10 protein-coding genes are annotated in these 17390 nt (G+C 43.0%); 1 reads left to right on the top strand and 9 read right to left on the bottom strand.

Going from position 1 to position 17390, the window contains the following annotated elements:
* Positions 1-54 precede the first annotated feature (54 nt).
* The 9 genes from alaS to VB073_RS00625 form a co-directional block, all read right to left on the bottom strand.
* The gene (gene alaS, locus VB073_RS00585; RefSeq protein ID WP_323402187.1) at positions 55-2673 is read right to left on the bottom strand and encodes an alanine--tRNA ligase; all 2619 of its coding nucleotides are present in this window, start codon (positions 2671-2673) and stop codon (positions 55-57) included.
* 188 nt (positions 2674-2861) lie between these two features.
* Complete coding sequence (locus tag VB073_RS00590) at positions 2862-4733, bottom strand: heparinase II/III domain-containing protein (protein ID WP_323402188.1); 1872 nt, start codon at positions 4731-4733, stop codon at positions 2862-2864.
* Positions 4734-4751: 18 nt separating this feature from the next.
* The gene (locus VB073_RS00595; protein ID WP_323402189.1) at positions 4752-5942 is read right to left on the bottom strand and encodes a glycoside hydrolase family 88 protein; all 1191 of its coding nucleotides are present in this window, start codon (positions 5940-5942) and stop codon (positions 4752-4754) included.
* Between the two features lie 285 nt (positions 5943-6227).
* Positions 6228-8036 carry a hypothetical protein gene (locus VB073_RS00600; protein ID WP_323402190.1) on the bottom strand — a complete coding sequence of 603 codons (1809 nt, stop codon included), beginning with the start codon at positions 8034-8036 and terminating at the stop codon, positions 6228-6230.
* Positions 8037-8059: 23 nt separating this feature from the next.
* Positions 8060-9958, bottom strand: coding sequence for a DUF4998 domain-containing protein (locus tag VB073_RS00605; RefSeq protein WP_323402191.1), 1899 nt, complete (start codon positions 9956-9958; stop codon positions 8060-8062).
* A 111-nt stretch (positions 9959-10069) separates the two neighbouring features.
* On the bottom strand, positions 10070-11389 hold the full coding sequence (locus tag VB073_RS00610; protein WP_323402192.1) for a DUF4959 domain-containing protein: 1320 nt from the start codon (positions 11387-11389) through the stop codon (positions 10070-10072).
* Positions 11390-11434: 45 nt separating this feature from the next.
* A complete protein-coding gene (locus tag VB073_RS00615) occupies positions 11435-13429 on the bottom strand; it encodes a RagB/SusD family nutrient uptake outer membrane protein (RefSeq protein WP_323402193.1) in 1995 nt (664 codons plus the stop codon).
* An 18-nt stretch (positions 13430-13447) separates the two neighbouring features.
* Positions 13448-16573, bottom strand: coding sequence for a TonB-dependent receptor (locus tag VB073_RS00620; protein ID WP_323402194.1), 3126 nt, complete (start codon positions 16571-16573; stop codon positions 13448-13450).
* Positions 16574-16660: 87 nt separating this feature from the next.
* On the bottom strand, positions 16661-16840 hold the full coding sequence (locus tag VB073_RS00625; RefSeq protein WP_323402195.1) for a hypothetical protein: 180 nt from the start codon (positions 16838-16840) through the stop codon (positions 16661-16663).
* A gap of 115 nt (positions 16841-16955) precedes the next feature.
* On the opposite strand from VB073_RS00625, the gene VB073_RS00630 reads away from it, so the two are divergent.
* Positions 16956-17255 (top strand): helix-turn-helix transcriptional regulator, encoded by a 300-nt coding sequence (locus VB073_RS00630; protein ID WP_323402196.1) that lies wholly within the window; start codon positions 16956-16958, stop codon positions 17253-17255.
* The last annotated feature ends 135 nt before the right edge of the window (positions 17256-17390 follow it).

Raw genomic sequence — 17390 nt, forward strand, 5'->3', positions numbered from 1 at the left:
AACGAAGTGAATGAAAAATTACCGAATAACGCCGAAGGCATTATCAGCGAAGCACTAATATTCGTTTAACTTTTGTACGATCTGCTCCACAGCTGCAATCACCCCGTCGGGATTCTTACCTCCTGCGGTAGCAAAGTGAGGTTGTCCGCCGCCGCCGCCCTGTATCAGTTTGGCAGCTTCACGTACCATATTTCCGGCATGTAAACCTGCGGCTACAAGATCATCGGTGAGCATAACAGTAAGGCTTGGTTTTCCATCTGTAGCAGTCCCGGCTACAAACATCATCTTCTCCGGGAACTGCCCTTTCAGTTGATAAGCGATATCCTTGACCACCTCCACCGGTCCCATCGGCATGATCAGCTTAAATAGGGTAATACCATGGATATCCTGTTTTTTATCAATAATCCGTTGCTTCAACTGCTCGGTCTTCTCTTTCACATACTCCCGTATCTCTTTCTCCATCTCCTCATTGTTGGCAAGCAATCGTCGGATTCCCTGCATCACATCCGGCACATTATTGAATACACTCTTTATCTCGAGCAATACATCCTCTTTGGCATAAAGATACTCTTCACAGACCTTTGCCGTCACCGCCTCAATACGGCGCACTCCGGCAGAGATAGCGCTCTCGGTAATAATACGGAAAGTACCGATACGTCCGGTAGATGAGATATGTGTTCCACCGCATAGTTCGATAGAGGAGCCAAAGCGCACCGTACGCACATCATCTCCATATTTTTCACCGAACAACGCCATTGCTCCCTGGGCTTTTGCCTCTTCAATGGGTACATGGCGATGCTCTTCAATCGGATAATTACTCCGTATCTTTGCCGTTACCAGCTTCTCTACTTTACGGATCTCTTCAGGAGTCATCTTCCCGAAATGGGAGAAGTCAAACCGCAACAGTTCCGGGGATACATACGATCCTTTCTGTTCTACATGCGTACCCAAAACCTCTCGAAGTGCTTCGTGCATCAGGTGGGTAGCCGTATGATTGCATTCGGTAGCCGTCCTCTTTTCAGTATCGATCCGGGCAGTAAAAGTCCCTTCTATATCAGCCGGTAATTTCCGCGTAAAATGCACGGCAAGATTATTCTCGCGCTTGGTATCAAAAATATCGATCTTCTCGCCTTCTTCGGGAATCAGCCAACCGGTATCACCTACCTGTCCCCCCATCTCAGCATAAAAGGGTGAACGGGAAAGTACAATCTGAAAGAATTCCCTGTTCTTTTGTTTTACTGCACGATAACGCAGGATACGGGTCTCGGTTTCAGTTTCGTCATAACCGGTAAATTCCGGTTCACCATCACGCACTTTAGTCCAATCACCGGTCTCTACCGCAGCGGCATTACGGGCACGTTGTTTCTGTTTCTCCATTTCGGTATTAAAACCGGATATGTCGACCGTCATACCGTGTTCACGCAGAATCAGTTCCGTCAGATCCAACGGGAAACCGAAAGTGTCATAGAGCTGGAAAGCCACCTCTCCGCTCAATACCCCACCCTGCTCTTCAGGCAGGTTCTTCTCTAACAACCGGATACCGGTCTCCAGTGTCCGCAGGAATGACTCTTCCTCTTCCTTCATCACCTTCTCAATGAGCCCCTGCTGTGCTATCAGTTCGGGATAGGCATCTCCCATCACCTCGATAAGGGCGGGGATCAATCTATACATAAACGATTCGTGCATTCCCAGGAAAGTATAGCCATAGCGCACCGCACGTCTGAGGATACGACGGATCACGTAACCTGCCTTGGCATTCGACGGGAGTTGGCCGTCGGTAATGGAGAAAGCGATGGTACGCAGATGGTCGGCCACAACACGCATCGCCACATCTTTCGAGGAATCTTCACCATATAAGGCGTTACTGATCTCCCCTATTTTGCGGATCACCGGTTGAAACAGGTCAGTATCGTAGTTCGACAGCTTACCCTGTACCGCCATACAAAGCCGCTCGAAACCCATCCCGGTGTCGATTACTTTTGCCGGAAGCGGCTCCAGCGAACCGTCCGCCTTGCGGTTATACTGCATGAATACAAGGTTCCATATTTCGATCACCTGAGGGTGGCTCTGGTTTACAAGCTGTAATCCATCCATTTTGGCCCTTTCTTCTTCGGGGCGAATATCGACATGTATCTCGGAACAGGGTCCACAAGGACCTGTATCACCCATCTCCCAGAAATTATCATGTTTATTACCATTGATAATCCGCTGTTTAGGCAGGTATTCTTCCCAATAAGCCGCAGCCTCGTTGTCCCGTTCGAGATTCTCTTCTGCAGATCCTTCAAACACGGTGACATATAACCGTTCCTTATCTAATTTGAGTACTTCCGTCAGATATTCCCATGCCCATGCAATAGCCTCTTTTTTGAAGTAGTCGCCAAACGACCAGTTGCCTAACATCTCGAACATGGTATGATGGTATGTATCATGTCCTACCTCCTCGAGATCGTTATGCTTGCCGCTTACACGAAGGCACTTCTGTGAATCGGCCACACGGGGATCCTTTACCGGCGCATTTCCAAGAATGATATCCTTGAACTGATTCATCCCCGCATTGGTAAACATCAGTGTGGGGTCACCTTTTATCACCATAGGGGCCGAAGGCACGATCCGGTGTTCTTTCGTCTGGAAAAAATCTTTAAACGACTGTCTAATCTCTTTGGAAGTGATCATATTATTTTTCTGTTTTTGCTTTAATTGTACAAGGTGCAAAATTACATGAAAAACTTCGTATCCCCAAGCAGGTAAATGAAAACCATTTTTACCATAAAGGTATCTTAGCCAAATTTACCCTCACATTCTGAACTACAGAAATTAATATTATTTTCCGGTATCCTTAACAGACTCTCCACCCGGCACTATCACCATTCTTCCAGCATCCTACCTGGAAAGACAGCGGTATCCACAGCCTTTTCGGGAATCAACAGCACTTCTACAGACTCTCTTGAATCTGCAGGAATGTCGCATTCAAAGCCAACCATCACCGTTCCAGGATTAGCCGCATCGTAATCGTTCGCCGGATCAGTGCACCATGTCTTCATCACAATATTGGCAGGCCCCGAGACTTTCAGATGTAATTTCTTATTGTTGAGTGTCAGGACAGCCGATTTATCGCCGAGTTCAACATCTGCAAAAGTGAAAAAGGCCCATTTCACCTTTGTTATTTTGCCAAGGGTTTCCAATTCATCACGTATCACCACATACTTTTCATCTTTAATCCCTACCCCTCTCTCTACTTTTTTCATCTGGCCTTCATAGACCGAAGTGATGTCCGATACAGCATAGGCAAACCGGGTGTGATCGGAATATTTATCTATTTTTCCATAACCTTTCACCTGCTGTAACTGATTGTCTACCGTAATCACATTATGCGAATGATTGTTCATCCGGTAAATTGTCCATCGTTGTGCGTCCTGGGATCTTCCGAAAATACTCATGCCTTTGGATTCGAGCGATTCATAGCTTTGCATTCCCGGATCTGAAGCCCAACGGACACCATCGGCCTCCATCACAAACGATCCGATATCCATATGCCCATGATTCACTGAGGGGGAACCGGCCTTAAAACCCAAATAAATAGCATTGGGATCGGTCCATGATGTCCTCATCATGGCTACCGGATTAATCCCCTGCCCCATCCAGAATTTCTCTTTCGGCGCTGTTATATGATTCAATGGTATATTCTTTGCCCATACCATAATAGCCGGCAGCTCTCTTATTCCTTTCAATTTTGAGAAATCACTTACTTCCAGAAACCGTTTTTCTGACCATAATACCGATGGGTCACCTGTTTTCTCCGCAATCCAGAACATGGCAGGACTAAGATTGGCTCCCAGTCCGCTATCGGACCAGTTAAAGTTCCTCCTACCCGGAGCAATCATATGCTTCAAAAAATCAGCAGACTGTAAGAACCCCGGCGTCAATGAAAGGCCCCGATCATCACCCAAAGCCTTTTCAACAGCATTTATAAACAAAATATTAAAGGTGGTGCCATATCCCCAATATCCATATCCTTCAGGATATACGCCATCAGGCTTGTATGACTCCATAGAAAGGGGAATCGAATTGAAAGCCCTCTCAATTATCTCATTGGCAAGATCGGGATAATCTTCCATGATGGCCAAAGCTCCAAACGTCATTCCGGCATTGCAAACCTGATTCCAATTATTCTCTACCCGTAACCAACCATTATGTTTACTCTCCTTCGAGGGATTCAACCCCTTCTCGACTATCGCGTCCTGTATCTCCCTCCTGGCATCATCCGTAAGCACGGCATACAACCAGTCATAACCAATAGCAACTCCCATCGTCATTTCTGCCACATCCAAAAAATGAGACGGATTCCAATCCGAAAATCGGGAAACTGCCAACATCTCCTCCCCGGCTTTATCGGCGTACCGTACATCACCCGTGAGACGATATCCGTAAGAGAGAAAGAAAACTCTTCTCAGGAGTTCCCTTGATGTGCCCAGCAATCTTCTTCCAACCATTACCCTTTCCAACTCCGGTTGAGTAATCATTGCATTGCATTCGGAAATGATAGCATCATGCATCTTCTTCCAGGTGGCATCGGAATCAATCAAATCCTTTATCTGTTCCTCTTCTCCTTCCAGAAGCAGGATACGGGGATGTCCATTTTTCTCACCGGGGTATACCGATTCTTTATCCTTACTATAAGAGATAATCGAGAAAGAAATCCAAAAAGAAAAAAACAATAGAATCGTTTTCATCATATCCGGAATGGGGTTATGTTATTTTTCCAGTTCCTTTTTACGCTTTAAAGCTTCCAGAAAATAATAATCGGCATAATTTAGCGGAACATCCACTTCTGAATTATGCGGTAAACTTCCTACGGAATGCATCAGGATAAAATTTCCATTTTCACCTAAAGAAGCCCTGAAATCAGGACCGGAAAGGGTATTCACTATCTTGTCCGCCCATTCTTTGTAGTTTCTCTTTTTCGAATAAGTAGATAACTCATACAGAGCTGAAGCAAGGATCGATCCGGCAGAAGCATCACGGTAAGTATCCGGAATATCCGGTGAATCAAAATCCCAATAAGGAATTCCATCGGCAGGATAATTGGGATGATTCGCTATAAACTCAAGCACGTTTTCTGCCTGTGCCAGATACTTAGGATCTTTTGTTTTCCTATAACACATCACATAACCATAAATACCCCACGACTGTCCCCTCGACCAGGCACTCTCATCCGAATATCCCTGATGGGTATTCCTGTGCCTTACCGACCCGTCCTGCTTACTATAATCAATCACATGCCATGTACTGTAATCGGGTCTGTAATGATTCCTGAGGGTATTGTCGGCATGGGTCACCGCCACATGGTAGAAAGTAGAATCTCCCGAAAGTTCAGTCGCATCGAAGAGCAATTCCAGATTCATCATATTATCGATAATCACAGGATACTCCCAGTCCCGTGAGCGGTTGGCATTCCATGACTGGATCAACCCCACAGCCGGATTATAACGTGTACATAATGATTTTGCTGCCTGTACGATCACCTTTTTGTAATCTTTATTCCCCGAAAGCCTCAGGCCATTGCCGTAACTACAACCTATCATAAATCCAATATCATGATTTCCCGTGAAATATTGAATTGTGTCCAACATCTCGGTATACTTTATGGCTGCACTCTTCCACTCTTCCTTTCCGGTCAACTCATATATATACCACAAACTGCCGGGAAAAAAACCGGATGTCCATTCCTGGGGAGGAATAAATCTTATTTCTCCATCGATAAATGATTTCGGGTTCTGCAACTTTGCTGGATTTTCGATATTTTGTAATAATAATCCGTACTGACCAGTTGCAAAGGTAATATTCCCACCGACAATATCAACTCTACCTGACTTTTTCACCTGGCAGGATTCAACACAAAAAAGAGCAAAGAGGACGAAACACAAGAATAGTAACTTTTTCATTATGGACTAAGTTTAATTGTATGATATTATAAATTTTATATTTTTCCCTTCCTACAGCAAATTTACATCATAATTTGCAAATACGATACCAACTGGTATAATGAATTGCCATATAATTAATTTATTAGAATATGACAGGAATTGGAAACATGGTAGGTACCACCAGCCAATGATGAAAAAAAGCTGTCCTTTCACAAAGACAGCTTTTACAAATTATTAGTTCAGAGGGTTAAACTTCTTTACAAGATTAATCCGATATATCCTGGTCAGGTGATTCAAACTGTATCAGAACTTAATGCCTAACCAGGAGCTCGAACGCAGATCTTTACATTGCGACAAGAGTTCGATCGTGCCTTTTGTCATATCCGAGTAATCTGAAAGGCCAACTCCAAAACGGATCCCGCTATTATTGAAATTCGTGAGTGATGACTTGGGTATTGTAATTGAGAGGGTATATCCAAACTCATCTTTTATTGAGACAGCAGAAATACCTCCGGAAGAAACGGGATGCCATTCTCCCTCCTTGCCATCCCACCGGGTGACATCACCTTCTGCAGAGATCCACAACCTGGAAATACCGGTATCAACATCCAGCAACGAAAGGTTAGCCGCATCAATATATAAATATATGCCATCCCCCTCCAGTGAACCGGCAGTCGCTGAAACAGGAGTGGCGTCAATTGCTTTGGCTTCGACAAATAAATGAGACCCGTCAACTCCCAGTCCAACCCTCACGTTGGCTTCAGATAAACCACCCACAAACAGAGGATAGTCTGTAATATCCACATCACTGATAATCAAATCATTCATGAGATATCCCTTTATATACCAGGGCGCATCAGCAGAAGGAGACTGATAATTGGAAGTTGTCAATGCGACTATAGTCTTATCATCAAACAACATCAAAGAATTCATCACGGAACGTATACTCTTGGTAAGGCCCAGTGGACGTGTTGTCTTTGTAAAATCAAGTGCATTCCTGTCACTTATGGCAACTTCGAGCGCCTCGCAACCCTCGTCTCTATCGGCATCTGTTTCATAAGCCAGTAACGATTCACCGGATGGTAGTGTCAATAAACCGGGGTAACCCATAAAATACTTTTCGGGTAGCATCTCATAAAAAGCATATTCACGCTCAGGGGCATCTCCGTTCACCGGATATGGCCAGCTATCGGTTAAAGATGTCCTGACAATATATGGTTTAAAGGTTACATTCCTGTTGTCTCCATAGGCCAATACAATATTGTCTCCCAGTATCGCTACCGAAGGACTGTTATTAATTTTGCCCGATCGATAGGATATGATTTTTGATCCCGTCCATCTTTTCTCGATACCGTCAGGGCCAAATCCACCTATATAACTGGACCAGGTTGCTCCTCCGTCTCTAGAATAAATCATCTCTATTTGTTGTTCACCATAAGTTATAAAAAGTCCCGTTGAACTTATTATTTCCACTGTTTCAGATGTAGTACTGTTGGCAAAATAGAGTTGGAGCTCTCCGTCAGGAAGTTCCAATAAAGCAGGGCTTTCACAGCCAAGGTTGGAATATACTTGTTGTATGGTTTCCAAGTTACCGTCAATAGAGAAACGCCTTGTCAGGATTGCCGCAGGAAATTCTGTTGCAATATTGTCTATCGTGTATTTATAAATCACACCACAAGCGGCAACAAGATCTCCATTGCTCAATTGAGTAATCGAAGGTTGGGTCATCAGGTCAGTATAAGTAATGGTTTGCTCACCATGTGTGCCTTGATGGGTTGTTTTCCCGAATAATGTCATAGGCGTGCCCCAGGTTATTCCGTTGTCATTACTTATAATCGCATAGATCGAATAATCCGATTCATATACTCCAACAAGTGTTTGTTCGGAAATTCTTACCATTTTAAGGGAACTCCCCTTATTTGCCAACTTCGTCAAAGAACTATAATCCCAGGCAACCCTCAATCCGCTAACCGGTGTTAGTTTCACCGGTTTATATGTTTCATCTGTTATTCCCCGATTATCCGGACCGTCCTCATCCTTGCAGGATGAGAAAACAGACAATAAGATAGCCGTTAGGCATATTGATGTTACGTATACTTTAAATGCATTCATGTTTTATAAAAATCGTTAAATAGTTAATCATTCGCTGTTTTACATAATCGGATATCAGCAAAATATACTACAATCTGGTTATTGGGATTGTAACTCCAGGTTGCCGAGCCTTCATGCCCTATATTGAATACATATACCCGGTTACGCCGATTCGAGTTATCCCCTCCGTCATTGCCACTCATATTAACAGTATATTCACGCCAGATATTTTGAATTTCGTCATCAGTCAATGGTGGAAGCGTACCCGTACTCCATTCTTCCTGTCCATAGTCACCGTCATTAAATGATGACCATACTTTGTTCATAGGCCGGATCCATGGCGCGCGGAATATATGGTGATTATTACCGGCCACATTGCTTACCAATGATTTATCGCACCCGATAAACATCTTGAACTTCAAATAAGGATACTTCACGTTATCATATCGCCACTCTCTGGGCAAACAAAAGAAGAAGGAAGCATTTTTAGAGACGATCACTCCCCGGTAAATATTTTTCCCGTCGTTTTGGATTAACTGATCTAAATGCAAATTAACCTGATTTCCATTTACGATATCGTTATTGGGATTAAATTTAGAAATATCAGTCAGGCCGGGTCGCGGTAAGAATTCACCTGAATAGGATAAATTCATATTAAAACTGGTAGTCTGAACCGTACCATTGACAAAAAACTGGGGTTCAATAAATATCCGGTCGGGGAAGAATGGATGATTGTTAGTAAGCAGTTCTACAATTCCCAATTCTACATAGGGTGCAAGGAATGCATCAAAATCGAAACCCATTGATTTAGGGATATACCGGACTTTGGTAATTTGTCCCGACTCAATCATATCCTCTAATGTCTGGAGGCTTTCGGGAGCTTTTATGAGGGCCGGTTTGTCGACCGGCATCATAAACTTCTGCCATACACCTCCACCCGCAATACTGGTTACATTATTCCTGGAATATGTATAAGTCTCCAGTATCCCTTTTAATCCATAACCGGTCAGGTCAAGTATCTGAATGTTGGGGAAGAAAAACAAATCGGCAAAAGTAGTCATATTCATCGGATAAGTAAGTTCCGTAATGTCCGACACGACTTCCGCAGTGAACGTGTTGATACCGTTGGCTCTTAAAATACTCAATTCTTGCGGTATGAATTGTTGGTCAGGAGTCGGCATTTGAACTATAAACGGCTTATCGACCTCTATCGTATCAAGCAACTTAACCTCATTATCCAGAATGGGAAGCACTTTATATTTCACATTGAAAGTAACTTCCTCTCCCGCAGGAAGATTACTGCTGTAAATCCGGGGATTCTTAAGACGTGTTCCCGAAATTTTCTCTCCGTCCTGATCTACATACTCATAACTTAATCCGTGATATTCCATCATAATAGTATTTAATCCGGTAGGCCACTCCATAACCAAAGCATTAGGGGCTAAAGAGGTGGTTGGATCCAAAATTCCATGTACCAAGACCTCCTTGTCGTAAGAAGTATATGGTACTACCGACACCTCTTGGGGAATGGAGCGGGAGCCATATTCATCTTCGGTATAGATTTTTATCCGATAAAGGCGAGGTTCGGTTAAACCGGTCACATTGACATAAGAACAAACGCTGTCAATCACTATAACGGTTGGCGTAGGAGAATCTTCATCATATACAACAACCGTTTTCTTAGCCTTACTCATATCTATTTTACCGGCAGGTATCCGTCCGTCTTTTCGCAAATCGATTTCCACACGTTCATATCCTATTGTGGCATAAATTGTGTCGAAAGCGGCTGGATAAACCGTTTCTTCCGTAGCGAACTTCTCAAGTGTATCATACATATTTTCTTCACATGCATAATTGACGATTAATATAGATAATAACACTATAATGGCGGCAAAACAATTAATAGGCAACGATTTTTGATTATTCTTCAAAATTACTTTCATATGACTAAAATTATTTATTTACAAAGGTGTCATATGGAACTCGCTTTTAATCATCATCTTGGATGTGCTGATGTTCATGCTCGTTTCATATGATTACAATATTTATTAACATTAATAATCTTCCGATTTCCGTCCGTATAAAGTGATTTCGGACAAACAATTGCCGTTAAGCGCCTTGTAGTTATCACCGAATCCGGTGAGCGCTTCATAACGGAACCAACGGGTGGGTTTCGTAAATTTCGGATTATCGGGATACATATACGCCATATCACCCTGACGTCCTAAAAGCCGGTACTGCCTGTCGGGCAAATCCGCAGGGAATGTGATTTTATGGTATGAGATCGAGTCCCATGCCTGGGTATCATCATCCCACCTCCACATCGTATAGGTTCCCACGTTTTCGTTACGGTAATAGTCCATTCTTCCGCTGTATTCCGTGGCGCCGGTATAGGTATAACGCTGGTGGGTAATGATTCTGCTCAGCTCGTAATAGTCCCCCAAATCTATAATATAGTTCCAGGGCATACTCCCGTCCTTTGGGTTACCCGTTCGGCCCATGTAATCAGCATGTGTAAAGTTTACATAGGTCCCATCGTTAATAATATCGTCGATGGCCATATAGTCGCGCCCTTCTTTCGCATTAAAGAAACCCATCGGAATGCCAGTATTGACCCTTTCACCATATCTGTTTACAATGGTAGAATCGTTTGTTCCGGGGATCTGCCATGCAGCTTTAGGTATCAGTTCATCCTCTAGTAAATTTAATATGCTCATATTCAATGTTTTACTACTATTCCCATATTCATCTTCCACGCGAATCCTTACTGAAACAGGGTCTTTTGCCGTGAATCCGGGGTCGCGTATAAGCTTACGTTCTTCTGCTTCACGGGAAGTATAGATCAAATGGCTTTCCTTTAAATTACCATTTGCATCTTTGTATGAATAATCCAAAAAGATATTCATACTTTGCATCAATCCGTTTTCCCAGTTGATATAGAAAGAGCTGAATCCCGCAATACAATAAACCGTGCTTGCCACCTGCTCTACGGCCGGTTGCAGCGGTTCCACCACAATCGGAATTTTATCGGATCTGTTCCCTGCACGGTCAACTGCAAAAAGCTCTACGGTATAGGGCCGTTCGGTTGCAAACCCATACACATCAATATAACTCGAATAGAAAGAAACGGAAAACCACATTTCTTTACCATTTTCATTTGTATATGTCGCGTCTATTGATAACAGATCTTTATCATCCGGCCGGTTGAAAAATATACGTGCTCCACCGTAAGTGGGTTTATATTTCAGAAATTCCGGAGCAGCCGGAGATATATTATCACTGTAACCTATTTCAAAACGCTCACTCTCCTCACAACTCATCAAGAAAAGGAAAATAATCGTTATTCCAATATAAATATTTTTATGTTTATACATAACATTATGAATTTCAAATTTTGTAAATCTATTCAAATTTAAATATCACCATCCCGGGCTTTGGATAAGATTTGCGTTGGTGTTCATTTCGTCCAGTGATATAGGCCATAAATAGTTCCTGTTTAAAAACCTGCGGCGTTGCTTGACTTCAAGCCGGAAAAAGTTTTGTGAACCAAAAGAGTTTCCTCTCCAGCCCGTAACCGGAGTATTGAATTCGGCAGTAGCTCTTTTGTAACGGACTACGTCCCAATACCGGCTTCCCTCGAAAGCAAATTCTATACTTCTCTCGCGCATAATAATCTCCCGTAACCCTTCTTTGGTCAAATGCCTGTTCAAATACAAACCACTGCACAAGTTAGGATCGGACCAAACGTCCTCCACTTTCGGAATCCCGGCACGTTGTCTTATTTTGTTAATTTCATCATACACTTGCTGGCTTGGACCATTCAACTCGTTCAGGATTTCGGCTTTCATCAGGTAGAGGTCTGCCATACGGATGATGGGGTATGGAAAATGTCCCTGACGAATCCAGTGTCCCGATTTCGATTCGGGATGCACAAATTTCTGAACTCCAATCCCTGTCCAAAAGAAATCGGTTTGGCTTATGCTGGGATCATATCCACCTGGAGTTCCTCCATACATTTGGGTTTCTATACGGTACTGATGGCCGCGCCAATATCCGCCTGTTATTCCCAGATTAGCATAAAAACGGGGTTCCCTGTTAAGGTATATGTTGATGGTCATAATGCCCGGCTGAAGAATTCCCTGAAGAGGCTTATACTCTTCAGAATCAGCTTCAGGCGTAGATACGGTCCGATACATGTTATTCCGGTCATACGTCCTGTCCGCCTCTATGGGTAATCCGTTCCGTGTATAATAGCGGGCCATCATCTGGAAAGTTGCTCCTGCCCAGTTCCATGAATTGGCAGTTGTTTCCTGTACCCCACTGGTAAATGTACGTGGGAGGCGAATATTGCTTGCATCCTGTATGGTTCCGCCCTGCCCCATGGAATAGGTTCTCCCCCAGATATACTCCTTATTCCACGGGTCTACAATCAGCATACGCAGCGAATATAGGTGCCGCATAGTCTCCGTATTGGCATTCCAGTCATCCTGGTCAAATTTGTAGGGTTGTTCCTCAAATTCATATAGCCTGCGTCCTTCACCTTCCGCGTGTGCAATGGCATCATTGACCGCATCCAAGGCTTCCTTCCATTTTTGGGTCCAACGCGCCGATCCTTCCTCATCCATGGGAAAAAACGGGCTTCCGTCATGATCATAAAAATCGCCGAACAGGTCTTTATTTCCATTGAACAAAGGGCTTGCCCTGAACAGCATCACTCTTGCAAGTATTGCTTTTGCCGCAGTTTGATCTACCATCCCCAACTGATCTTCCATGATATCGTTATTCAAATCGGGAATGGATTCCTTTATAAGGTTGATCACATAATCGAAACATTCATCTACTTTCTTCCTGCTTACAAATAGTTCTTCGGCAGTAGCATTGGGGGAAAGATTTTCATCTACGATCGTTATCGGCCCGTAATGCTGGATCAGAATAAAATGAAAATAGGCTTTCAGGAATTTTACCTGCGCGATCCATTGCTTTTTTTCATCATCGGACATATCTTTCACCAGATCGATATATTGCAGGAAAGTATTGGCTGAACGGATTGTCTCATACATATCCGTTGCATAATTGCTTCCCTCCCAATAAGCCAGCAGTGGAGAGGAGGAGTTCTGAGACCCTTCCATGATTCTTGTTCCCACCAGGCCACTCTGTGCTATAGTGGCATTCATCTGCCCCAACCAATCGTCTCCGAGTAGCCATTCTGTGTTATGAATAAGATGGTTATTGGGGATTCCTGCATAAACATTACTCAACCCATTGTATGCCATCTCTTTGTTGGCAAAATAATCTTCCAGTGTAATAGTATTGTCGGGCACTATGTCCAGAAAATCGGCACATGCGGAAAGAGTGAACAATGCCATTACCAAAGCGATTAATTTATCTCTATATTTTCTAAAATCATAATTCATTATCTTTCATTTTTAAAGTTAGAAATTTACTTGCAACCCAAGGTTAAATCGCCTATTGATCGGATACGACAAGCCGTTTCCCCCCATTTCCGGGTCCCACAGTTTGAAAGAACTGATTGAAAACAGATTCTCCGCACTAAGATAAAATCTCATACTACTTATATTTAACAGCTTCGCATAGGGGATATTATACCCGAACTCAGCTGTTTTTAGCCGGAGAAAGCTTCCCTCACGTAACCACCAGGAAGAGCGTTGTATATTATTGTTGACCTGGTATGTGGCCAGACGTGGCCAGAAGGCATGCACGTCAGGATTGGTTTCACTCCAGGAATCACGGGCAATGATCTCGGGTGCATTGCGGCGATTGACAAACGGAGCCATCCCCGCCGGATCAATGTAAAATGCTACATGCCCGTTACCCTGGAAGAAAAATGAAAAATCTACATTTTTATAGCCTGTTGATGCTCCAAAACCGTATTGCATCTCTGGTTTGGTGGGGTATCCCATGGGGACCCGGTCGTTATCGTTCACCACTCCGTCACCGTTCACATCTTTATATTTGATATCGCCACGCATATAGGCGCCAAATTCCTGGCGGGGGGAATTATCTATCTCCTCCTGATCCACGAAAAGCCGCTCGGCTATCAAACCCCAGGATTGGTCTATCGGATACCCGATAGATTTCAAGTACTCATCGCGATAATTTTTTTCATCTTTTTCCAGGTACTTATTCGTGGCCAAAGTGAAATTGGCACGTGCAGTCAACCAAAAATTCTTGTTGAAGGAATGTTTAAAGTCCAATGACCCATCAATACCCTGAGAAGAAACCTTACCCACATTACCATGGATTGCCGTTTGAAATCCTGTTGTTTCCGGAAAATTCTCACGCCTCATATATATATTTTCCCGTAAATCCTTGAAGACATCCACCTGCAACTTCAAGGCTTCATTTTTAAAGAATCCTAATTCCAGACCCAAATTGTATTTTTGTGCCGTTTCCCACGATATATCGGGATTGGCATAGCGGTCAAAATGAAATCCGGAGTAAGTTGCGCTGAAAATTCGTCCCCATTGATATTGTCCTCCGCCGGAAACAATACGGGAGAGATAAAAAAACCGATTCTCCCGCCCTGCAATAGCATCATTCCCTACTCTACCGTAGGTGAATTTGAATTTCAGAAGCGGAAACAGATTCTGTAACTGTTCATTCCAAAAAGATTCATTCGACGTAATCCACCCTATTCCGTATGATGGGAAAAAACCGAAGCGATTTTTTCCATAGAACTTTTCGGAACCATTATATCCGTATGCAAACTCCAGGAAGTAGCGTTTATCATAATCGTAGGAAGCGCGTCCGGAGTTACCGAGGTTACGTTCCGGAAGCGTATAGTAAATTGAACCGCCCTGGCCGTTGGTAAGGATTTTTTCTTCCTGTATTCCCACAGTCATCAATGATACGGAATGTCTGTCCCAGGTCTGATCCCAGTTCAAACGGCCTTCGAAATAAAAATGTGTGTTTCCATCCCTGGATGCTTCTGTATCGCCAAGATAGGGCACATTGTTCGGCGTCAGATTATACAGTGTGTATTCGTTGACAAACGCATCATATTGTTCAAGCGCATAATAAGAGGGCGTGTAACTTCGGGATCCGGTATTGGAATTCCATGTACTTGCAGAGACCTTGCCCTGAAATCTCAGATTGGGAAGTAGAAAATCCAGATCCTGTTGTAATGTACCTTGCACAGTAATGGTATTTTCATTTCTCTCCTTATACCCTCTCACCATTTGTGCAAAAGGATTCACCTTCATGGGATCAGCATTTCCAAATAACGTCCAGCGTGTGGACTCATTGCGTTGATCAGGCTCCCAAACAGCAGGAAAATCGACAGGATTACTATCCATCACCATCCTGAATATATCGCCCGCATCCACATAAGGGCCATTATATCTTTCGAAACGGCCGTAAATACGTGTATCCAGTTTTGTGGTTTTGCCAAAGTTAAATACGACATTACTACGTAAATGGAAACGGTTAATATTAATATTATTATTGAAATTATTCAGATTATCCTGGTTATCCACCTTAAGCAACCCGGTTTCATGATCGAATCCCGCAGCTACATAATAGGTAGCCATTGGACTACCACCCGACAGGTTTACATTCGCTTTGGTATTATATGTTTGCCTCTTGAAAAGCATATCATACCAATTGATATTGGGAAAAATCATCGGGTTATCACCCCGTTCCGTTGCCCTGATTTTTTCTTCGCTATACCATGGAGGGGTAGGAATATCATCGGCTCTATGTTCCTGGTCATCGTAGCGGGAAACAAGCGCCTGATTATACAAGCGCATGTATTCCACGCCATCGAGTAATTTCAGTAATTTAGTGGGGGTTGCAACATTCACATCTAACCGGGCAGATACTCTGACCTTCCCTTCCTGACCACTTTTTGTGTTGACGATAATGATCCCGTTGGCACCGCGTGCACCATAAAGCACGGTTGCGGAAGCATCTTTCAATACTGAAAAACTCTCGATGTCATCAGGCTGAATACGCGCCAGATCGCTTGTACTTGCCTCAAATCCATCGATCAGGACCAGCGGATCGGCTTTATATCCGAATGTTGTCACACCACGGATAAAAAACTGTGCATTGTCCATACCGGGCTCCCCGGTAGTCTGATACGAGATGATACCCGGTATCCTTCCTGCAAATGCCGTAGTAAGGTTGGAAGAAACCATCCTCAAATCCTTCACATTCACCGTTTCGATGGATGCGATCACACTCTCCTTCTTCTGCCTTCCAAATGCGACCACTGTTACTTCATCCAGCTCACTGGCGAGGGGGTACAGCGTAACATCAATACGAGTCTGACCCTTCACTTCAATAACCTGTGACTCCATACCAATGTAGGAAAACTCCAGTTTGTCTGTTGAAGAGGCTCTAATTTCGAATGTGCCATCCAGATCCGTTGTTACTCCTCTTGTTGAATTCACAACCCTAATGGTAACTCCGGGGAGAGTCTCTCCCGTTTCTCCGTCAACCACAACTCCTCTTATAAGATTCTGAGTTTGTCCTAACAAGGATAGCGGCATTAGAAAAACAAAAAAATAAATAATAATCCAACTTGTTTTTTTCATTGAGAGATTAATTAAATTAAAATCAGATAGGCTGTTGCCTAAAGATTTTTTTATGAATAGATTTATTAACGTGTAACCAACTAACTCTTACATGGATTTCGAGTCATCCACCTCAATACCGCCTCTCTGAATTGCCATTCTTCTTATCCTCCTTGAAAGTTCGCTTTGTGTGCGTCCTTTCAATGCATTACGAACGGTTACCTCGCTAACATTGAACATCTTAGCGATCTCCTTCCGTTCCCCGTGTTTCATTAGTATCTCCCCCATATTTTTTTTCTTAAAAATTTCGTATCTTTAGCGACGCTTTCTAAATCGAAAGCCACAAAGATAAATCATTTAGATTTATCAAACAAAAATAAATACATCTTTTTGATTTATTATTATGTTAAATATTGCAAATATACGGAAAGAGTGGTTTATTAAACAAATAGAATACCTGAAAGAGAAAGGCATTCCGTACACAGAAATAGCAGCTTCAATAGGAGTTAAACCTCAATATATTAACCTTATAAAAAATGACAAGAGGGGTGCATCCGAAAAATTGACGATAAAACTTTGCGAAGCATTTGATATAAATCATGATGATTTATTAGAACATATCCGTACCTATGAAAAACAAACCCCGGAAATATCGGAGATCAATGAACCTTCCGAAAAAATATTATCCCAAGGAAGGATATAATTACCCCCGAAACTTAGACAACAGTAATCATTAAAAAAAAGTATTAAATTTGTTGTCATGAGTAAGCGAAAAAGTTACAGTGCAGGATTTAAAACGAAGGTCGTTTTAGAAGTGCTTCAGGAAAGAGAAACATTG

The organism is Proteiniphilum sp. (assembly GCF_034927365.1).
Classification (GTDB): Bacteria; Bacteroidota; Bacteroidia; order Bacteroidales; family Dysgonomonadaceae; genus Proteiniphilum.